Source organism: Anoxybacillus flavithermus, assembly GCF_002742685.1.
GTDB lineage: Bacteria > Bacillota > Bacilli > Bacillales > Anoxybacillaceae > Anoxybacillus > Anoxybacillus flavithermus_E.
In genome coordinates this window covers 1-21,121 of record NZ_PEDM01000014.1, presented here as the reverse complement: position 1 = coordinate 21,121, position 21,121 = coordinate 1, and the positions used below count along the sequence as shown (strand labels likewise).

General features: G+C 42.4%; 17 protein-coding genes and 1 other annotated feature. Of the genes, 1 reads left to right on the top strand and 16 read right to left on the bottom strand.

The features are described from left to right. Nucleotides 1–10: 10 nt before the first annotated feature. Nucleotides 11–826 (bottom strand): cytochrome C assembly family protein, encoded by an 816-nt coding sequence (locus tag CS060_RS07945; RefSeq protein ID WP_035050756.1) that lies wholly within the window; start codon nt 824–826, stop codon nt 11–13. A 12-nt stretch (nt 827–838) separates the two neighbouring features. Continuing rightward, nucleotides 839–2,173, bottom strand: coding sequence for a glutamyl-tRNA reductase (hemA, locus tag CS060_RS07940; protein ID WP_035050757.1), 1,335 nt, complete (start codon nt 2,171–2,173; stop codon nt 839–841). A 176-nt stretch (nt 2,174–2,349) separates the two neighbouring features. Here hemA and CS060_RS07935 point away from each other — a divergent pair, with 176 nt between their 5' ends. Next, nucleotides 2,350–2,823 carry a LiaI-LiaF-like domain-containing protein gene (locus CS060_RS07935; protein ID WP_099668857.1) on the top strand — a complete coding sequence of 158 codons (474 nt, stop codon included), beginning with the start codon at nt 2,350–2,352 and terminating at the stop codon, nt 2,821–2,823. A 38-nt stretch (nt 2,824–2,861) separates the two neighbouring features. Here the strand turns inward: CS060_RS07935 and yihA are convergent, their stop codons facing one another. The 14 genes from yihA to ilvE form a co-directional block, all read right to left on the bottom strand. Beyond that, nucleotides 2,862–3,443, bottom strand: coding sequence for a ribosome biogenesis GTP-binding protein YihA/YsxC (yihA, locus tag CS060_RS07930; RefSeq protein WP_035050636.1), 582 nt, complete (start codon nt 3,441–3,443; stop codon nt 2,862–2,864). Further along, complete coding sequence (lon, locus tag CS060_RS07925; protein ID WP_035050637.1) at nt 3,440–5,764, bottom strand: endopeptidase La; 2,325 nt, start codon at nt 5,762–5,764, stop codon at nt 3,440–3,442. Before lon ends, yihA begins: the two co-directional genes overlap by 4 nt. A 113-nt stretch (nt 5,765–5,877) precedes the next feature. Further along, nucleotides 5,878–7,536 (bottom strand): ATP-dependent protease LonB, encoded by a 1,659-nt coding sequence (gene lonB, locus CS060_RS07920; RefSeq protein ID WP_099668856.1) that lies wholly within the window; start codon nt 7,534–7,536, stop codon nt 5,878–5,880. Nucleotides 7,537–7,642: 106 nt separating this feature from the next. Then, the gene (clpX, locus tag CS060_RS07915; RefSeq protein WP_035050639.1) at nt 7,643–8,905 is read right to left on the bottom strand and encodes an ATP-dependent protease ATP-binding subunit ClpX; all 1,263 of its coding nucleotides are present in this window, start codon (nt 8,903–8,905) and stop codon (nt 7,643–7,645) included. 195 nt (nt 8,906–9,100) lie between these two features. Beyond that, nucleotides 9,101–10,387, bottom strand: a complete 1,287-nt coding sequence (tig, locus tag CS060_RS07910; RefSeq protein ID WP_099668855.1) for a trigger factor — start codon at nt 10,385–10,387, stop codon at nt 9,101–9,103. Between the two features lie 101 nt (nt 10,388–10,488). Further along, nucleotides 10,489–11,409, bottom strand: coding sequence for a DUF3196 family protein (locus CS060_RS07905; protein WP_099668854.1), 921 nt, complete (start codon nt 11,407–11,409; stop codon nt 10,489–10,491). Between the two features lie 83 nt (nt 11,410–11,492). Continuing rightward, nucleotides 11,493–12,077, bottom strand: coding sequence for a 3-isopropylmalate dehydratase small subunit (leuD, locus tag CS060_RS07900; RefSeq protein WP_099668853.1), 585 nt, complete (start codon nt 12,075–12,077; stop codon nt 11,493–11,495). Between the two features lie 12 nt (nt 12,078–12,089). Beyond that, on the bottom strand, nt 12,090–13,505 hold the full coding sequence (leuC, locus tag CS060_RS07895) for a 3-isopropylmalate dehydratase large subunit (protein ID WP_035048712.1): 1,416 nt from the start codon (nt 13,503–13,505) through the stop codon (nt 12,090–12,092). An 11-nt stretch (nt 13,506–13,516) separates the two neighbouring features. Further along, on the bottom strand, nt 13,517–14,626 hold the full coding sequence (gene leuB, locus CS060_RS07890) for a 3-isopropylmalate dehydrogenase (protein WP_099668852.1): 1,110 nt from the start codon (nt 14,624–14,626) through the stop codon (nt 13,517–13,519). A 16-nt stretch (nt 14,627–14,642) separates the two neighbouring features. Further along, the gene (locus CS060_RS07885) at nt 14,643–16,187 is read right to left on the bottom strand and encodes a 2-isopropylmalate synthase (protein ID WP_035048713.1); all 1,545 of its coding nucleotides are present in this window, start codon (nt 16,185–16,187) and stop codon (nt 14,643–14,645) included. Beyond that, on the bottom strand, nt 16,174–17,199 hold the full coding sequence (gene ilvC / locus CS060_RS07880; protein WP_035048715.1) for a ketol-acid reductoisomerase: 1,026 nt from the start codon (nt 17,197–17,199) through the stop codon (nt 16,174–16,176). The genes CS060_RS07885 and ilvC overlap by 14 nt, the downstream gene beginning before the upstream one ends. A gap of 20 nt (nt 17,200–17,219) precedes the next feature. Next, a complete protein-coding gene (gene ilvN / locus CS060_RS07875) occupies nt 17,220–17,738 on the bottom strand; it encodes an acetolactate synthase small subunit (RefSeq protein ID WP_035020006.1) in 519 nt (172 codons plus the stop codon). Further along, a complete protein-coding gene (gene ilvB / locus CS060_RS07870; protein ID WP_035048719.1) occupies nt 17,735–19,453 on the bottom strand; it encodes an acetolactate synthase large subunit in 1,719 nt (572 codons plus the stop codon). Before ilvB ends, ilvN begins: the two co-directional genes overlap by 4 nt. 67 nt (nt 19,454–19,520) lie before the next feature. Next, nucleotides 19,521–19,775 (bottom strand) — a binding site (T-box leader). Nucleotides 19,776–19,787: 12 nt separating this feature from the next. Further along, a complete protein-coding gene (gene ilvE / locus CS060_RS07865) occupies nt 19,788–20,690 on the bottom strand; it encodes a branched-chain-amino-acid transaminase (RefSeq protein WP_032100254.1) in 903 nt (300 codons plus the stop codon). Between the last annotated feature and the right edge of the window lie 431 nt (nt 20,691–21,121).

Here is a 21,121-nt window from a genome sequence, read left to right as displayed (position 1 = left end):
CCAACAGTCGCTAAAAGTGAAATTGTGATAAAGTGCCAAACAAAAAGAAATTAATAAGCAAAATTAGAAACGATCCGATATTCCAAAGCGCCATTTCTTTTCCTTGTATTCCTTTGACAGCTCGCTTATATAAATAAAAACTGTATGTTGCAAATACAGTAAACGAACCGAGTACTTTTGCGTCATATAAAACGAAATGATCTACTTTCATGTATGCCCAAACAATACCTAAAATTAAACTTAATAATAATACCGGCACACCGACACCGTTTAACACATAGGAAAGATCGTCAAGCTTCGCTAAATCGCCAAGCCGCCATAACCGCTTCCCCCATTTTTTTTTCTTCAATAACTCGTATTGAAGCAAGTATAAAAGCGAAAACATAAATGAAATCGAAAACGCCCCGTACGATAAAATGGCCATCGTAATATGGATAAACAACAGTTCAGACATCAATTGCTCCGCGATGCCAACAGTGTACGGCGTCGGTGCGAACGTATGCAATGAAAGAATAAAAAACGCTAATACGTTTGTGAAAAAGACGAGAAAGTCAACGCGTAGCCATCCGTTAATCGCAAGCGACAACGTGATAAGTAGCCACGCGTAAAACGACAGCCCCTCCGCAAGCGTTAAAACAGGAAATCTTCCTGTCTCGACCATTCTCGCGAAAAAGAAAAACGTTTGCATCCCCCAAACAACAGAAAGCAACCCGAAAGCAATGCGATTTGCCTTCCGGTTGTGGTGAAGAAAGTCGATAAAATAAAATAAAACGGACGATGCATGTAAAAGAAGCGAGAGTTCGTACCATCTCGTCATATCAAACATATATGACCTTCCTTACGATTGAAAAGATGGTTCTGTTGCTCGCTCGTGAACACAGCTCATCTCTTTTTGTTGCTGTTTCACTTGTTGTTCAATATTGAAAATTTTCATAAACAACTGAAGCGCTTCTTCTGCATTGTCCTCTGCAGCCAATTCTTTTGCGCGCAAAATCGGATCGCGCAACAATTGATTGACGATGCTTTTTGTATGTTTGTTTAATACTTTTTTATCTCGTTCTGATAAATGTGGCAATTTTCGTTCTAAACTTTTCATCGTTTCTTCTTGAATGAGCATCGCCTTCTCACGCAAAGCTGCAATAATAGGAACGACACCAAGCATATGCAGCCATTGTTGAAACTCGTCCATTTCCTCAGCAATCATGCGCTCAATTTGCTCCGCTGCCTTTTTTCGCTCCGCCAAGTTCGCTTCAACAATATCTTGCAAGTCGTCAATGTCGTATAAAAAGACGCTATCTAATTCAGCAAGCGCCGGGTCTAAATCGCGTGGTACAGCAATATCAATCATAAAAAATGGACGACCTTTGCGCATTTTTTCAATCACTGCCATCGTTTCTTTTGTGATGACGTATTGCTTTGCGCCCGTCGAACTAATTAAAATATCCGCTTCTAACAGCGCACATTGCAATTGGGATAACGGCTTAGCATCCCCGTTAAATCGTTCTGCAAGTTGTTGCGCTTTTTCAAACGTGCGATTCACAACTGTCACGCGTTTGACGCCGCTTCCGTACAAGTTTTGTAGCGCCAATTCTCCCATTTTTCCAGCACCTAATATAAGCACATGTTTATTTTTTAAATCACCAAAAATTTTTTTCGCCAGTTCCACCGCTGCATAGCTGACAGATACGGCATTGGCGCCGATTTCTGTTTCCGCATGGGCACGCTTCGCTAATGTAATCGCTTGTTTGAATAGTTGTTTAAACACCGTGCCTATTGTGTTTTCTTGTTGCGCTAAAAGAAAACTTGTGCGCACTTGCCCAAGAATTTGCGTTTCACCTAAAATCATCGAATCAAGACCGCAAGCAACGCGGAACAAATGTTCAATCGCCTCACGTTCTTCATAAATGCGTAAATACGGAGCGATTTGTTCTTTATCAAGGCCAAACCAATCCGCTAAAAATGTTTTTATATAATAACGCCCTGTGTTCAATTGATCAACAACCGCATAAATTTCTGTGCGGTTACACGTCGATACGATGACGTTTTCTAACATACTTTTTTGCTTTTGTAGCGCTTTCATCGCTTCAGCAAGTTCCGTTTGATTAAACGTCAATTTCTCACGAATTTCGACAGGGGCTGTACGATAGTTCACGCTGACAACGACGACATACATTTCCCATCACCCCGAAGTTTAAAGTCATCTCATTTCATTATAGCACGTCTATATTGTTTTTTCCTTATAAACTGTGAATACAATTTGACAACTTTCGATCTTTCTTAAATGCTGTCCATTTAGTAAACTAGGAACAGATGCTGTTTTAAGTGTCGCATGGAATTGGGGGATTTTCAATGAAAAAACGTGGTATTTTTTCTGGCATCATTTTAATCGGTTTTGGGATGTATTTTTTACTTGAGCGATTTTCACTTTTTCCATCTTTCCATACGTGGCCAACGTTGTTGTTCATTACTGGAATCGCTTTTTTAGGTCAAGCGTACATCGGAAAAGACTACTCCGCTATTTTATCCGGTGTTGTGTTCACAGGAATTGGCGTTCATTTTCATCTCGCTTCGCACCTTTCAGCGTGGCCAGATGATATAAGCGCATTGACGTTCATTATCGCCCTCGGATTGTTGTTACAATATGTAAAAACAAAGCAAGCATTGCTTCCTACCGTTTTATTATTTACGCTATCCATTATTTTTTTATTTTCACATCGGCTTCAACAAGTATTTACATCCGTAACGTTTGATTCACTCATTCACATTTGGCCGATCGCATTCGTTTTGCTTGGATTGTACTTATTGTTCGTAAAAAAGGGGTAAATATACAAAAATGTGGGTCACTCACCCACATTTTTTATTTATATCCATTTTTGTAACGCACCCCATGCTTCATCTTTCCCTTGTCCTGTTTCAGCCGAAAAAATAATCAGTTCGTCATCTGAAATAAGACGCAATGTTTCTTTGGCGACTTTCGCATGTTGTTGCCACTTTCCGCGCGGAATTTTATCCGCTTTCGTCGCAATGACGAGCGTTGGAATGTTGTAATGCTTTAAAAACTCATACATCATCACATCATCTTTCGTCGGGGGATGACGCAAATCAACGATCAACAATGCCGCTTTCAATTGTTCGCGCGTCGTAAAATACGTTTCAATCATTTTTCCCCACGCTTCACGTTCGGTTTTTGATACTTTCGCAAATCCATATCCCGGTACGTCGACAAAGTATAACGCATCATTAATTCGATAAAAGTTTAATGTTTGTGTTTTTCCCGGTTTAGATGATGTGCGCGCAAAATTTTTTCGGTTAATCATTTTGTTAATAAATGATGATTTCCCGACATTTGAGCGCCCAGCAAGCGCAAACTCTGGGAGCTGGCCTGCTGGATATTGTTCTTGCTTCACAGCGCTAATGACCATTTCTACGTTTGTAATTTTCATTTTTCTCCACCTACCAAAGCATGTTCAAGTACATCATCAATATGTGAAACGAGAACAAACTGCAATTGTTTTTTTACGACCTCTGGAATATCTTCTAAATCTTTTTCGTTTTCTTTCGGTAAAATAACTTTCTTTAACCCCGCACGATGGGCGCTTAACACTTTTTCTTTCACACCACCAATCGCAAGTACACGACCGCGCAACGTAATTTCTCCTGTCATGCCGACGAAGCGACTGACTGGTTTTCCTGTCAATGCAGAAATAAGTGCTGTCGCCATCGTAATCCCTGCCGATGGACCGTCTTTTGGTACCGCTCCTTCTGGCACGTGAATGTGAATGTCTAGTTTTTCATGAAACTCTGGATCAATGCCAAGTTCTTTTGCTTTTGAGCGAATGTATGTAAATGCTGCCTGAGCAGATTCTTTCATCACATCGCCTAATTGACCCGTCAACGTCAGTTTTCCTTTTCCTTGGGCAATTGACACCTCGATCGCTAGTGTATCTCCGCCAGCTGCCGTATAAGCAAGGCCCGTTGCTACTCCGACTTGATCTTCGTTCTCTGCCTGCCCGTAATGATATTTCGGTTTTCCTAAAAATTCACTTACATTTTTTTCTGTGACTACGATGCGCTTTCGTCCTTCTGACACGATCGTTTTTGCGGCTTTGCGACAAATCGATGCAAGTTGGCGCTCTAAGTTGCGCACACCTGCTTCCCGTGTATAATAGCGAATCACTTGCATAATCGCCTCATCGCGCATGTGAAGCATACGCTTTTGCAAGCCGTGTGCTTCCATTTGTTTCGGTAATAAATGTTCTTTTGCGATATGCAACTTTTCAATTTCTGTATAGCTTGGAATCGTGATGACTTCCATTCGGTCGAGCAACGGACGCGGAATTGTCGCGAGCGTATTCGCTGTTGCAATAAACATGACTTTAGATAAGTCATATGGCTCCTCAATATAATGATCGCTAAACGAATGGTTTTGTTCTGGATCTAACACTTCCAATAGTGCAGCAGACGGATCACCGCGAAAATCGGTTGACATTTTATCAATTTCATCGAGCAAAAATACAGGGTTAATCGTTCCTGCTTTTTTCATTCCTTGAATAATACGACCTGGCAAAGCACCGACGTACGTGCGGCGATGACCACGAATTTCTGATTCATCTCGCACCCCACCGAGCGAAATGCGAACGAAATGTCGGTTTAACGTTTTTGCAATCGAACGAGCAAGCGATGTTTTCCCAACACCCGGTGGCCCAACTAAACAAAGAATCGGTCCGCGTAACGAATTTGTTAATTGTTGAACAGCTAAATATTCCAACACGCGCTCTTTTACCGTTTCAAGTCCGTAATGCTCTTCGTTTAAAATTTTTTCTGCCCGATGAATATCGTGAATATCTTCTGTTTGTTTCGTCCATGGCAATGCAAGCAACCAATCCAAATAGTTGCGAATGACCCCGCTTTCTGCCGAAGCAGCAGGCACTTTTTCATAGCGTTCTAGTTCTTTTAACGCCGTAGCTTTCACATGCTCTGGCATGCCTGCTTGCTCAATTTTTTCACGCAACACCTCGATTTCGCTTGCCTTTCCTTCTTTTTCACCAAGTTCTTTTTGAATCGCCTTCATCTGTTCGCGCAAATAATATTCTTTTTGGGTGCGCTCCATCGATTGTTTGACGCGCTGGCTAATTCGTTTTTCTAAATGTAAAATTTCTTTTTCGTTATGAAGAATTTGAATAATTTGATGAACGCGTTCTTTCACATCAATCGCTTCAAGCAATTTTTGTTTTTCTTCAAGCTTTAACGGCAAATGGGAAGCGATAATATCCGCCATTCGCCCTGCTTGCTGAATGTCCATCACAGACGTATAAATATCTGCAGACAATTTTTTCGACAGTTTTATGTATTGCTCAAAATACTCCAGCATCGTGCGACGTAACGCCTCAAATTCAATATCTTCTTTTTCTTGATCGGCGAACGGTTCAACTTGAACAACGTAGCACGTCTCTTCGCTTATCCACTTCACTACTTTTCCGCGCGAGACCCCTTCAACGAGCACACGAAACGTTCCGTTCGGTAGCTTTAACAATTGCTTCACACGTGCAATCGTTCCCATTTCGTATACATCTTCAAGTTCTGGATCATCAATTTGTACATCTTTTTGCGATGTTAATAACACGAGATTTTCTTCAACCATCGCTTTTTCTAACGCTTGTACGGATTTTTCACGTCCAACATCTAGGTGTAATACTGTCGTCGGAAACACAAGTAATCCTCTTAACGGCAAGAGTGGAATGACTTTATTTTTCTTTCTCGCCACAACCCCGCACCTCCATCATACTTCTATTGCCCTATTGTATAGTACATTATGGCGTTTGTAAAATCTTTCATCGTAAAAAATCGGCTTCAACGCTCAGTTGAAGCCGATTGCTTTTACATCAGTTCTGTTTTCGGTAAATGATGGCGCATCGGAACAGAACGAACGTGTTCGTGAAATAAAAAAGAAAGGACGTCGCCAATGTGATCGACTGGAACAATTTCAATGCCTGTCACTTGTCTTAAAATCGACTGCATATTGCTGCGTGGAATAATGACCGTTTTCGCTCCAGCTTGTTTTGCTGCTTTTACTTTCGGGAAAATACCGCCAACCGGTTTCACATTCCCATGCACCCCAATTTCCCCTGTCATCGCCATTGTTGGATCAATTGGTAAATGATAAATAGCAGAGTAAATACCAACCGCCATTGCTACACCAGCAGAAGGGCCGTCTATCGGGACACCACCTGGAAAGTTTACATGAATATCATATTGATCTGCAGGCACACCAAGTGAACGTAAAACAGTAATGACGTTTTCGATCGAACCGCGCGCCATACTTTTTCGACGGATCGACTTTCCTTGTCCACCAATCTGTTCCTCTTCGACAATGCCCGTTATGTTGATCGTCCCTTTTTCTTTTGTTGGCAATGCTACAACTTCAATTTCTAACAACGCTCCGCTATTCGGACCGTAAACCGCTAATCCGTTCACTAATCCTACTTTCGGTTCCTGTCCCACTTTTTTCTCATAGCGTGGCGATAATTGACTTGATTGAATGACCCATTCCATATCGTGACGTAAAATTTTAGAACGTTTCTCTGAGATCACAATGCCAGCTGCGATTTGTAACGTATTGACCGCTTCTCTTCCGTTGCGAGCATACATCGCCAGTTCATCAACCGCTTGTTCTTCAATCGAAAGGTTTATTTTTTCTGCTGCTTTTTTCACAATTTGAGCAATTTCTTCTTGTTCTAACTCCCTAAAAAACACCTCCATGCAACGTGAACGAATCGCGGGCGGTATTTCGTTCGGTGTTCGCGTTGTGGCACCAACAAGTCGGAAATCAGCGGGCAACCCGTTTTGGAAAATGTCATGAATATGGTTTGGAATATTTGGATTTTCTTCGCTATAATATGCGCTTTCAAAAAACACTTTTCGGTCTTCTAACACTTTTAATAACTTGTTCATTTGAATCGGATGTAATTCACCAATTTCGTCAATAAATAATACGCCACCGTGCGCGTTCGTCACTGCCCCTTGTTTCGGTTGCGGGATGCCTGCTTGCCCCATCGCTCCCGCTCCTTGATAAATCGGATCATGCACAGAACCAATCAGCGGATCAGCAATACCTCGCTCATCAAAGCGTGCTGTTGTTGCATCCAACTCAATAAAAACAGCATCTTTTCGAAACGGAGATAACGGATTTTTTTTCGCCTCTTCTAATACGAGGCGAGCGGCTGCTGTTTTTCCGACACCAGGTGGTCCGTAAATAATGACATGTTGTGGATTCGGTCCACACAATGCCGCTTTTAATGCTTTTATGCCATCTTCTTGCCCAACAATATCATCAAACGTTTTTGGACGCACTTTTTCAGCAAGCGGCTCCGTGAGTGAAATCGAGCGCATTTTCCGAAGTTGTTCCATCTCTTTTCTCGCTTCTTTATCGATCGAAATTTTTTGCGTCCGTTGGCTTTTCAATAGATTCAAAAAGTATAGGCCGATAATAATCCCGAAAAACAACTGAATAAGTAGTGCAATATTTGTCCAATTCATGGCCGTTCCTCCTGCATATGTACTGTACGCATAGTATCTCCGAGCAAACAAGGAAATAAACAAAAAAAGATCGACTTTCCGATTCGGAAAATCGATCTTTTTCCATTTACGCTGATGTTTTTCTCTCGTATTCGATAACTGTTCCGTCGTGTAAAATGAGAAGCGGCGCTTTTTCTCCGCGTACCGTCTCTGCCGTAATGACGCATTTTTTCACATCTTCACGCGACGGTAATTCAAACATGACGTCAAGCATAATGCCTTCAATAATCGAGCGTAAACCGCGCGCTCCTGTTTTTCGTTCAATCGCACGTTTTGCAATTTCTCGAAGTGCTTCTTCTTCAAATTCAAGTTCGACATCGTCAAGTTCGAGCATTTTTTGATATTGCTTCACTAGCGCATTTTTCGGTTTGACTAAAATATCAACAAGTGCGTCTTCGTCAAGCGGCTGTAAGCTTGTAATAACAGGAAGACGTCCAACAAACTCTGGAATTAATCCGAATTTTAATAAGTCTTCTGGCAACACTTTGGACAATAAATCTTTTTCTTCGACTTCGGCTTGCACATCAGAGCTAAAACCGATCACTTTTTTACCGAGACGGCGCTTAATAATTGGTTCTAAACCATCAAACGCCCCACCACAAATGAATAAAATGTTCGTTGTATCAATTTGAATGAACTCTTGATGCGGATGTTTTCGTCCTCCTTGTGGTGGCACGCTTGCAATTGTTCCTTCTAAAATTTTCAATAGCGCTTGTTGCACACCTTCCCCCGATACATCGCGCGTAATGGAAGGGTTTTCTGATTTGCGCGCAATTTTATCGATTTCATCGATATAAATAATTCCTTTTTCTGCACGTTCAATGTCGTAATCGGCAGCTTGAATGAGCTTTAATAAAATGTTTTCTACGTCTTCACCAACATACCCTGCTTCTGTCAACGATGTTGCGTCTGCAATTGCAAACGGCACGTTTAAAATGCGGGCAAGCGTTTGAGCGAGCAACGTTTTTCCACTTCCCGTTGGTCCGATCATTAAAATATTACTTTTCGCTAACTCGACATCATCAATTTTGCTGTTTGAATTAATGCGTTTGTAATGGTTATATACCGCTACAGAAAGCGCTTTTTTCGCTTCGTCTTGCCCGATGACGTACTCATCTAAAATTTCGCGAATTTCCTTTGGTTTCGGTACGTCTTTGAACTCCACTTCCTCTTCCGATCCAAGCTCTTCTTGCACAATTTCTGTACACAATTCAATACACTCATCGCATATGTATACACCTGGGCCAGCAACAAGTTTGCGCACTTGTTCTTGCGTTTTGCCGCAAAACGAGCATTTTAACTGCCCTTTTTCATCATTAAATTTAAACATGATTTCACCCCTTATTTCTCTACGTTCATATGTACACGAAAAAGAAAAACGTTATGTATTCGTCATTTTATCATAAATCTTTAAAAGTATGCCAATAAAAACGCAAATGTGCGCGAAAAGTTAGAAAACTTTTATTACTGCAACTATATGTGGAAAGAACAAGGCACATGATGCACCTTGTTCTTTCTCTTCTCATTATGCAACAACTTTGCTGTTTTCAACAAGGAAATCGATTGCTTTACGCATTTTTAAGTCTTCTTTTAAGCCACCTAATGTACCTAAAAGTTCTTTTAACTTATCGACCGATAAGCTGTATAGGTTCGCCATTTCCTCTAGTTCTTTTTCTACTTCTTCTTCTGTTACGTCAATGTTTTCTGCTTTTACGATCGCTTCAAGCGTCAATGTGACACGAACACGTTTTTCGGCTTCTTCTTTCATTTGCTCGCGAAGTGCCGCTTCATCTTGTCCAGAGAATTGATAGTATAAGTCAAGGTTTAACCCTTGCATTTGTAAACGTTGCTCAAACTCGCGAAGCATACGGTCTGTTTCGTTTTTCACCATCACTTCTGGGATGTCCATTTGTGCGTTTTCTGTTGCTTTTTGAACAACCGCATCGCGAAGTGCTGCTTCGGCTTCTTCTTTTTTCTCTTTTGTTAAACGCTCTTTAATTTTCTCTTTTAGCGCATCTAACGTTTCGACTTCTTCATCTACGTCTTTCGCAAACTCGTCATCAAGCGCAGGAAGTTGTTTTGCTTTAATTTCGTGCAATTTAATTTTGAACACAGCTGGTTTACCAGCTAATTGCTCTGCATGATATTCTTCTGGGAATGTCACTTCAATGTCTTTTTCTTCCCCAGCCGCCATGCCGATTAATTGCTCTTCAAATCCTGGGATGAATGTACCTGAACCGATAACAAGAGAATAGTTTTCTGCTTTTCCGCCTTCAAACGCTTCACCGTCAACGAATCCTTCGAAATCGATGACAACTGTATCACCGTTTTCTACTGTTCCTTCTTCTTTCACAACAAGCTCCGCATGACGCTCTTGCAAACGTTTTAATTCTTGTTCGACGTCTTCGTCTGTTACAGTGTCATCTAACTTTTCAACTTCAAGCCCTTTATATTGGCCAAGTGTTACTTCTGGCTTCACAGTCACTTTCGCAGTGAAAATTAAGCTTTTTCCTTTTTCCATTTGCTCGACGTCGATTTCTGGACGATCGACTGGCTCAATGCCTGTTTCTTCAACAGCTTTTGCGTATGCCTCTGGCAATAAAATATCTAACGCATCTGCGTATAATGATTCAACGCCGAAACGTTTTTCAAATAAAGAGCGAGGAATTTTACCTTTACGGAATCCTGGAATTTGTACTTTTTTCACTACTTTTTTAAACGCTTCATCTAATCCTTCATTCACTTTTTCAGCGTCTACTTCTACTGTAAGAACGCCTTGGTTGCCTTCGAGTTTTTCCCATTTCGCCGACATGCTTCTTTCCCTCCAACTTCAAAAATTCATGTAAATGAACTACATATATGTAGGCATACACGGTTTTATGTGTAATACAACCACTATATTATACCATACAATCATATACTTTCAACAGAGAGCCATAATTTTTCTGCTTCATAAAGTTTGGAAACGAGCGGACTTGTCCATATCGTTTGTCCTGTTTCACATTGCTCAACATATGTGTATAGCGCATTCGCCCATTGTTGTACCGGCTCTGTTGGAAGAAATGGATACATCGCAAACATGTAACGAAACCATATTTGTTCACACCATTCATACATTGTTGGATTTTGTTTCGCCCACGTTTTTTCAACAATGTCAAGCACTTGTTCTATCCAACGCTTTTGTTGTTGTTCATCGAGCTCGGCTGGAATAACGGTCATCGTTTGACCAAATTTTTTAACGATCATTGGCTCTGTCACTTGTTCTTTCTTTAATATGTGTAACATTGTCGTTTTCACAATCGAGTGTTTCGTTTCATCACGCAAATAACGAACGAATATTGGCACTAGGTGTGAAACGAGACGAAAATCAAGTTGCTGAAGGATACGAAGTTGTTTCGCCCATTCATTGCCTTGAAAAATCGATTCGTATTGTTTTGCCCGTTGTTCGTGCTGAGACCGAATCATTTTTTCACTAAACTGTAAAAGTGGTAAAAAAGGCGTGCAATCGATTCCTTTTCGCTGGAGTTTATGAATGACTGCGACAACTTCATCGTATTGTTGTAAATGAACGAGCATAGAAATGTATACTGCCCAATCCCCTTTGCCGCGCTCTAACAGTTGTTCACATCTTTCTTTTGCCTCTCCTACATGTCCCATTTCAAATAAACAGACGACAAGTGCCATTTCTACATCATCATCGTGAAGTTGCAGCTCTTTTAATTGTGTTAAATACGTATACCCTTCTTTATATCGCTTTTCTTTTAACGCATTCATCCCTTCTGTTAACAACCGCTCTTTTACATATGGATGTGGAACGACTTTTCGTTTTTTCATATTCGTTCACCTTCGCTTACATTTGCCTTTAAGTTTAACAATGTTTTTGAACAAACTCAACGAAAAACGCCCTCGACAAATCGTCAAGAGCGTGCTTTTTCATAGGCGATAATATATGGTTCATATACGAACGTTAAGTCGATTTCGTCCCATCCTTTTAGAAGAAGCTGTTTTCGGTACGGGTCGATGTCAAACGCGCTTGTAAATCCTTCGTCGTCAAAAACGACTTGTTGTTCAAGAGAAATAGTTAGTTCATAATCTGGCCGCTCCGCTTGTTTTAATAAATACACGACATCTTCTTTTGGAAGTTTAATTGGAAGTAAACTATTTTTTAAACAATTGTTATAAAAAATATCCGCAAAAGAAGGAGCAATAACGGCACGAAATCCGTAATCAGCAAGCGCCCAAGGTGCATGTTCACGCGATGAACCGCAACCAAAATTTTCATTTGCCACTAAAATCGTTGCTCCTTCATTTTCAGGGCGATTTAACTCAAAATGCGGGTTTGGCGTCCCGTCTGGAAGATAGCGCCAATCATAAAAAAGAAATTGACCAAATCCGGTGCGCTCAATTCGTTTTAAAAATTGTTTCGGAATAATTTGATCCGTATCCACATTGGCACGATCTAGACCAGCTACTTTTCCTTTATGAATAATGAATGGTTCCAACGCGTTCTCCTCCTATCGTACCGCTTCTTTATACAATGTGCGCACATCAACAAAATGTCCGTAAATCGCAGCCGCAGCTGCCATCGCTGGACTGACGAGATGCGTGCGCGCTCCTTTTCCTTGCCGCCCTTCAAAATTGCGGTTTGACGTTGAAGCACAATGCTCACCTGCTGGCACAGTATCCGGATTCATGCCAAGGCACATGCTACAGCCAGAATCACGCCATTCAAAACCTGCATCAATAAAAATTTGAGCAATTCCTTCTTCTTCCGCTTGTTTTTTCACTTGTTGTGAGCCCGGAACGACGAGCGCCCTCACGCCCGGTGCAACTTTTTTTCCCTTCACAATTCGTGCCGCTTCTCTTAAATCGCTTATGCGTGAGTTCGTACACGATCCGATAAACACATGTTGAATAGCAATATCTGTCATTTTTATTCCTGGCTTTAACCCCATATATTGCAACGCTAACTGAGCTGCCTTTCTCTCCGTTTCTGTCGCAAACTCTTCTGGGTGAGGCACGGTTCCATCAATCGGAGAACTCATCGCAGGCGTCGTGCCCCATGTAACCGTTGGAGCAATTTCATTTCCATCAATATGAACGACACGGTCATATACCGCTCCTTCATCTGTGCATAACTGTTTCCACTTTTCAACTGCCTGTTCAAACGCTTCTCCTTTTGGAGCATATTTTCGCCCGCGCAAATATGCAAACGTCACATCATCTGGAGCAATTAACCCCGCGCGCGCGCCCGCTTCAATCGACATGTTGCAAATCGTCATCCGCTCTTCCATCGACAAACGACGAATGACATCACCCGTAAACTCAAGCACATACCCCGTTCCGAAATCAACGCCAAACTTTCCGATAATCGCTAAAATGACGTCTTTTGCTGATACACCCGGTGCCAATGCACCTGTGACGTTCACTTGCATCGTCTTCGGACGATGTTGCCATAATGTTTGCGTCGCCAACACATGCTCCACTTCGCTCGTGCCAATGCCAAACGCTAACGCCCCAAAAGCACCATGTGTCGACGTATGACTATCCCCGCACACGATTGTTTTTCCCGGCTGCGTCAATCCAAGTTCGGGACCGATGACATGTACAATGCCTTGTTCTGGACTGTTTAAATCGGCAAGCGGAACGCCAAATTCATGACAGTTCCGCTCCAATGCCGTCATTTGATTTCTTGCCACTTCATCTTCAATGACAAACCGATTGACCGTTGGAACGTTATGATCCATCGTTGCAAACGTTAAATCTGGGCGGCGCACTTTTCTTCCTTTTTGACGCAATCCTTCAAACGCTTGCGGCGATGTCACTTCATGAACGAGATGTAAGTCAATATATAATAAATCCGGTTTTCCATCTTCACGGTATACAACGTGCTCATCCCAAATTTTTTCAATAATCGTCTTTGGCGCCACCTCAATCCCTCCTACACATACACTTGCATGATTCGTTCAATTGCTACATCGTCTAAAATGGCATCTTTTACTTTTTCGACCATTTCTGTTGTCGATAATACACAATCACCTTGTTGGGCAATGTCTGCGGTACGATACCCAGCATTTAACACTTGTTTCACTGCTCGTTCGATGACATCCGCCTCTTCTGTAAGGCCGAACGATAAACGAAGCATCATCGCTGCTGATAAAATCGTTGCAAGCGGATTCGCTTTGTTTTGCCCTGCAATGTCTGGAGCCGAACCGTGAATCGGTTCGTATAATGCCGGTCCGTCAACAGACAAGCTTGCCGACGGAAGCATGCCGAGCGATCCTGTTAACATCGATGCTTCATCGCTTAAAATATCGCCAAACATATTTTCTGTTACAATGACGTCAAATTGTTTTGGCGAGCGGACGAGCTGCATCGCAGCATTATCGACGAGCATATGTTCAAGTTGAACGTCTGGGAAACGTTTAGCCACTTGCTCAGCTACTTCTCGCCACATGCGGCTTGATTCTAACACGTTTGCTTTATCGACCGACGTCACTTTTTTCTTTCGTTTTTGCGCAAGTGTAAAAGCAAACGTAATGATCCGCTCGATTTCTGCTCGTTTATAAAACAACGTATCAACAACAGCTTCTTCTCCCTTCTCTACTCGTCGTTCACTTGGTTTTCCAAAATACAAGCCGCCGGTTAACTCACGAACGATGACAAAATCTGCTCCTTCAATAACATGTGGCTTAAGCGGAGAAGAAGCTGCTAAACTCTCATAAAACGTAACGGGGCGAACATTGGCAAACAAATTCATTTCTTTTCGAATTTGTAACAATCCTTTTTCTGGACGGACGTGCGGTGGATTACTGTCCCATTTCGGTCCACCAACAGCACCAAGCAATACCGCATCGCTTTGTTTGCACATTTGAAGCGTTTGTTCTGGAAGCGGTGTTCCTTCACGGTCGATCGCTTCTCCACCGATCAAACCGTATGAAAAATGAAACGTATGGCCGAAACGATCACCAATTGCTTGCAAAACTTTTACCGCTCCTTTTGTCACTTCTTTTCCAATACCATCGCCAGGTAACACAGCGATACGATACATAAGACATCCCCCTTCGTTATTGCGCGGCAAGCGCTTGTTCTTCTCTCATTTTTTCGATGACAAACATGCGATTGACCGCATGAATATATGCTTTTGCTGATGCTTCTAGCACATCTTGTGCTGTTCCTCGACCGCTTGCTTCTTTCCCATCGAGCGATACTTTCACATATACTTGCGCTAACGCATCACGTCCGCTTCCAACGGATTCAATGCGATAGTCAAGCAACGTCACCGGCAATTGCAACGCTTTTTCTAAAGCGTTATATAATGCCTCGACGCTGCCAGCCCCTGTCGCTGCTTCTTGAATGTCGTTTCCTTCTCCATCTTTTAATACAACAACTGCCGTTGGAATTTGATTTGTACCGTATTGTACTTGAATCGAACATAACTGATAAAAGTTTTTATACGTATCTAGCCTTTCATCTAAAATGAGCGCAATTAAATCATCGTCGGTAATGTCTTTCTTTTTATCTGCTAAATCTTTAAAACGAACAAATAAACGATTCACTTCTTCTTCTGTCAACGAATAGCCAAGCTCGTGAATGCGCGTGCGAAACGCATGGCGTCCCGAATGTTTTCCGAGCACCATCGAATTCGATTGCACGCCAACAAGTTGCGGAGATATAATTTCATACGTTGTTTTTTCTTTTAATACTCCGTCTTGGTGAATGCCTGATTCATGGGCAAAAGCGTTTTTACCGACAATCGCCTTATTTGGTGGAACAACCATCCCTGTTAACTTGCTTACTAAATTGCTCGTACGTTTAATTTCTTGCAAGTTCAAGCGCGTCTCAGCTTGGTAGTAATCTTTACGAATATAAAGCGCGACCGCCACTTCTTCAATTGCAGCATTTCCTGCTCTCTCGCCAATGCCATTAATCGTTCCTTCGATTTGTGTCGCCCCTGCTTCAATGGCCGCGAGCGAGTTGGCGACCGCCATACCTAAATCATCATGACAATGAGCAGACAGACTAATTTTCTCAATATTACGAACATTTTTCTTTAAAAAAGAGAATATGTCACCATATTGTTTTGGAGTAATATAACCGACTGTATCTGGGATGTTAATGACGTTTGCGCCAGCTTCAATGACTTTCTCAATAATCGTAGCAAGAAACGGAAGATCACTCCGACATGCATCTTCTGCTGACCATTGTACAATCGGAAAATATTTTTTGGCGTAACGAACAGACTCTACAGCTGTTTCAATGACTTGTTCGGGTGTCATGCGCAATTTATATTGCATATGAATAGGCGATGTTGCGATAAACACGTGTAAACGCGGCTCTGCTCCGTCCTTTAACGCTTCCCATGCTGCATCAATATCGGATTGAACAGAGCGAGAAAGACCTGTGACTGAACAGTTACGAACCGTTTGCGCGATCGCTTGAACAGCTTGAAAATCACCTTTTGATGCGGCAGGGAATCCCGCCTCGATGATATCTACACCGAGGCGTTCTAACTGCCGGGCAATTTCTAGCTTTTCATTTAAGTTTAAGTTGACTCCTGCCGACTGCTCGCCATCACGCAACGTCGTATCAAAAATGTTAATTTTTCGCACCGACCGTCACCACATCTTTCTGTTTAGCGTTGACAAACGGCATCATTTTTCGTAATTCTCGACCAACCACTTCAATTAAATGCTCGTTTTCCCGACGATTGATCGCGTTAAACTCTGGGCGATTCGCTTGGTTTTCTAAAATCCAACCTTTCGCAAACTTTCCTGTTTGAATATCTTCGAGCACTTTTTTCATTTCTGCTTTTACCGCATCGTTAATGATGCGTGGCCCTGTCACAAAGTCGCCCCATTGTGCTGTATCAGAAATGGAGTAACGCATACCTGCCAAACCGCCTTCGTACATTAAATCAACGATCAGCTTTAATTCATGTAGACATTCAAAATATGCAATTTCTGGTTGGTATCCTGCTTCAACAAGCGTTTCAAATCCCGCTTTGACAAGTGCAGTTAACCCACCGCAAAGAACCGCTTGTTCGCCAAATAAATCGGTTTCTGTTTCTTCTTTAAACGTCGTTTCAATCACACCTGCCCGAGCGGAACCAATCGCTTTCGCATATGCAAGTGCTGTTTCTTTCGCTTCACCAGTCACATCTTGATAAATAGCAATTAACGCTGGTACACCTGCTCCTTCTGTATATGTGCGACGAACTAAATGACCTGGTCCTTTCGGTGCAACTAAAAAGACATCCACATCGCTCGGTGGGACAATTTGGTTAAAATGAATATTAAACCCGTGTGCAAACACGAGCGCATTGCCCGGCTGTAAGTTTGGTGCAATTTCTTCTTTATATACTTTCGGCTGATGTTCGTCTGGAAGTAAAATCATTACAATATCCGCTTGCTTTGTCGCTTCATCCACTGGCAAGACGACAAATCCATCTTGCTCTGCTTTTTCCCACGATTTCCCCTTTCTTAATCCAATGATAACATCAACGCCGCTATCGCGAAGGTTTTGCGCGTGGGCATGACCTTGAGATCCGTATCCGATAATCGCTACTTTCTTCCCTTGAATGTAAGCTTCGTTTGCATCGCCATTGTAATATACTTTTACCATAATAAAATCCTCTCCTTAATTTAAATGATGAATAGTGATTTATTTGTTGATGATGCGCGTTGTGAACCGCGCGGAAACGCTGTTGTTCCTGTTCTTGCAACTTCCTTTAATCCGTATGGTTTTAATAAGTCGATGAGCGCATCAATTTTTTCCGGCTCCCCTGTTACTTGAACGACGAGACTATCGCGCGCCACATCGACAATTGCGGCACGAAACGGTTCAATAAGCGTATAAATTTCCCCGCGCGTTGCTGGCGTGACCGCCACTTTAATTAAAGCCAGCTCTCGAACGATAATCGCTTGATCGGTAATATCAACTACTTTTAACACGTCAATTTGTTTGTTTAGTTGTTTTGTAATTTGTTCGGCAATGCGTTCATCATCTACATTGACGACAAACGTCATGCGTGAAATGCCTTCCGCTTCGGTATGACCAACTGTAATGCTTTCAATGTTGTAATGTCGCTTCGTAAATAAACCTGTAATGCGATTTAATACACCCGGACGGTTGTTTACTGTCATTGTAATAATTCGCTTCACCATTTCACCCCCACCATCTCATGTAGCCCTTTTCCGGGCGCCACCATCGGATATACGTTTTCACCTGGACAAACGTGAAAATCAAGTAAAACCGGTGCATTTGTCGCAAATGCTTCTTTCAATACGTATTCTGCTTCTTCTTCCGTCGTTGCGCGCATCGCTTTCATGCCGTATGCTTCCGCTAAACGGACAAAATCCGGTTGATTCGGAATGAGTGAATGAGAATATCGTTTTTCGTAAAAAATTTCTTGCCATTGACGAACCATACCGAGCGCTTGATTGTTGACAATGACGATTTTAATTGGCAAATTCAGCTCTTGAATGACAGACAGTTCTTGCAACGTCATTTGGAACCCACCGTCACCAACGATCGATACGACCGTTGCTTCTGGCTGTGCCAATTGCGCTCCGATTGCCGCTGGCAACCCAAATCCCATCGTTCCTAGTCCGCCTGATGTGACCCAACGATGCGGCTGTTTAAATTTATAATATTGAGCCACCCACATTTGATGTTGACCTACATCGGTCGTGACAACCGCCTCACCGTTTGTATATTCATGAATCATTTCAATGAGTCGCTGCGGTTTTAGTACGCCCGGTTCGCGCTTGTACATAAGCGGATATTCTCTTTTCCATTCATTTAACTTGTTCAGCCACTCTGATACATCTGGTCGCTTTCCATTTTGTTCAATTAATTGAATGAGTGCTTCTTTCGCATCCCCAACGATCGGAATTTTTGTTGGCACATTTTTTCCAATCTCTGCTGGATCGATATCGATATGAGCGACCGTTGCTTTTGGTGCAAAATGAGCTAAATTTCCAGTCACCCGATCATCGAATCTTGCGCCGACATTAATGAGCAAATCACACTCATACAATGCCATATTTGCTGTGTAAGTTCCGTGCATTCCTGCCATTCCGAGAAATAGCGGATGGTCGGCAGGAAATCCACCAAGTCCTAAAAGCGTATGAATCACAGGAATATTTTGTTGTTCGGCATATTGTTTTAACTGCTCATGGGCATTCGCATGGAGAACACCTGCTCCAGCTAAAATGACCGGGCGTTTTGCTTGGCTAACGGCTTCAACAAGCTTGCGAATTTGCAAATGGTTCGGTTTTGTTGTCGGCTGATAACCCGGCAACTGTACGTCCTGTTCGTAATCAAACTCCGCTTCAGCGACGGCCATATCTTTTGGAATATCGATTAATACAGGACCTGGGCGCCCCGTTGTTGCAATATGAAACGCTTCTTTAATGATTTTTGGCAGCTCGTGTATGTCGCGTACTTGGTAACTATGTTTTGTAATAGGCATTGTAATTCCTAACACATCCGCCTCTTGAAAGGCATCTGAACCGATGACGCTCGATGCTACTTGTCCTGTGAAAACGACAAGCGGAATGGAGTCCATCATCGCATCCGTTAAACCTGTCACAATATTTGTGGCACCCGGTCCAGATGTGGCAATGACGACACCAGGTTTTCCTGAAATGCGGGCATATCCTTCCGCTGCATGAATAGCGCCTTGTTCATGACGTGTTAGCACGTGGAATACGCCTGACTCATAAAGCTTGTCGTAAATCGGTAACACAGCACCTCCTGGATAACCGAAAATCACTTTTACGTTTTCTGCTTTGAGCGCTTCAATTAACATAAGCGCTCCACATAACGTTTGCTTTTTTGCTACTCTTTCTTTCACTTTCATATTCGCTGCCATTTTTTCACCCCTAAAAGAAATGTGAAATAAGAAAAGCCTTCTCACCCCTCCATCGGTCCACGTGGACCAAAGGGGCGAAAAGGCTTGCATCCTTCCCGCGGTACCACCCTTTTTCGTGGCAAAGCCACCTCAGGAGCACGCGACGATCGTCGCAGCGCTCGTTTTAATAACGAGTGACGTGCACCCGTCCGTCCCTACTAGAAATCGTTCAGGACGGCGCTCCGAGGGGAGTTCACGAACGGAGACATCACCGGTTTCCAGCTCCCCCGGCTCTCTGTGGATGCCTAACCCGCTCGCTACTTGTCCTCTTCAACGCTTTTTCTTTATTGATTTGTTATCCAGCATTTACATTTTGTGTAGCGTATACTTTTACCCCTTCAGAAACAACACGTTTTCGAAACTGTTCTAACAATCGTTTCGTATGTTCACCTGGTACCCCATCACCAATCACACGACCATCGACTTTAACAACCGCAATGACTTCTGCTGCGGTTCCTGTTAAAAACACTTCGTCTGCTGTGTACACATCATGACGAGTGAACGGTTCTTCTTTGACGACATAGCCGAGTTCTTTGGCGATGTCGATAATCGCATCGCGCGTGATGCCTTCAAGCGCCCCGACATATCCTGGTGGTGTATATAACACGCCATTTTTGACGATAAACACGTTATCTGCTGATCCTTCAGCGACATAACCTTGGTCGTTAAGCATAAGCGCTTCACTGACGTTTGCTAAATGCGCTTCAATTCGCACTAATACGTTGTTTAAGTAGTTTAATGATTTTACTTTCGGGCTTAATACATCCGGACGGTTTCGTCGTGTTGCTACAGTGATCACTTCAATGCCCGTTTCATATAAATGTTTTGGGAAGATTGCTAACGGTTCGACAATAACAACGACTTGTGGCTTTGGACATTTATACGGATCGAGTCCAAGATCGCCAACTCCACGCGATACAACGACGCGAATATACGCATCTTCAAAGCCGTTCTTTTGCACCGTTTGAACGATAATATTTGTTAATTCTTCTTTTGTGTACGGAATGTTTAATAAAATGGATTTCGCTGAATTGTATAAGCGGTCAATATGTTCTTTCATGCGAAACACGTTGCCGCTGTACACACGAATGCCTTCAAACACCCCATCCCCATAAAGAAAACCGTGATCATATACAGAGATTTTTGCGTTTTCTTTCGTCACAAATTCATCGTTTAGAAAAATCCACTGTTCACTCAATGTTTTTCCCCTCTTCCCCTGTTCGCCGTCTCTTGCTTCTTCTGTTGATTGCGAATTTTGTTAGATTTATTTGAAAATTATCATACGCCCATTTACCAAAACAGTCAATACTATTTCATTGAATTTTTTGATTATTTAGATTAGTTAAAATACTTTGTATCCGCTTACATAATTGATATATCAAGGAAAAGAAAAGATGTAAAAATTTTTGAACATTTTTTGACCAAAGAAAATTGCCTGCACAAAGGGTCTTAGCGTCCTAGGAGAGATTCGAACTCCCGACCGACGGTTTAGAAGGCTTTGTCGTCCCGCACTCAGCTTGCTTATCCATGATGCAACTCGTGCGGTATACTGATGTTTATTCGATGAAACTGAATCCCGAGTTCGACAGTGACTAGGCAAACAAAATGCCTCTAATCCCTTGATACCAA

Coding starts and splice junctions, on each gene's coding strand:
- CS060_RS07945 (WP_035050756.1), bottom strand. CDS start 826: ATGTTTGATATGACGAGATGGTACGAACTCTCGCTTCTTTTACATGCA.
- hemA (WP_035050757.1), bottom strand. CDS start 2,173: ATGTATGTCGTCGTTGTCAGCGTGAACTATCGTACAGCCCCTGTCGAA.
- CS060_RS07935 (WP_099668857.1), top strand. CDS start 2,350: ATGAAAAAACGTGGTATTTTTTCTGGCATCATTTTAATCGGTTTTGGG.
- yihA (WP_035050636.1), bottom strand. CDS start 3,443: ATGAAAATTACAAACGTAGAAATGGTCATTAGCGCTGTGAAGCAAGAA.
- lonB (WP_099668856.1), bottom strand. CDS start 7,536: ATGAATTGGACAAATATTGCACTACTTATTCAGTTGTTTTTCGGGATT.
- clpX (WP_035050639.1), bottom strand. CDS start 8,905: ATGTTTAAATTTAATGATGAAAAAGGGCAGTTAAAATGCTCGTTTTGC.
- tig (WP_099668855.1), bottom strand. CDS start 10,387: ATGTCGGCGAAATGGGAAAAACTCGAAGGCAACCAAGGCGTTCTTACA.
- CS060_RS07905 (WP_099668854.1), bottom strand. CDS start 11,409: ATGAAAAAACGAAAAGTCGTTCCACATCCATATGTAAAAGAGCGGTTG.
- leuB (WP_099668852.1), bottom strand. CDS start 14,626: ATGTATCGTATCGCTGTGTTACCTGGCGATGGTATTGGAAAAGAAGTG.
- ilvC (WP_035048715.1), bottom strand. CDS start 17,199: ATGGTAAAAGTATATTACAATGGCGATGCAAACGAAGCTTACATTCAA.
- ilvB (WP_035048719.1), bottom strand. CDS start 19,453: ATGGCAGCGAATATGAAAGTGAAAGAAAGAGTAGCAAAAAAGCAAACG.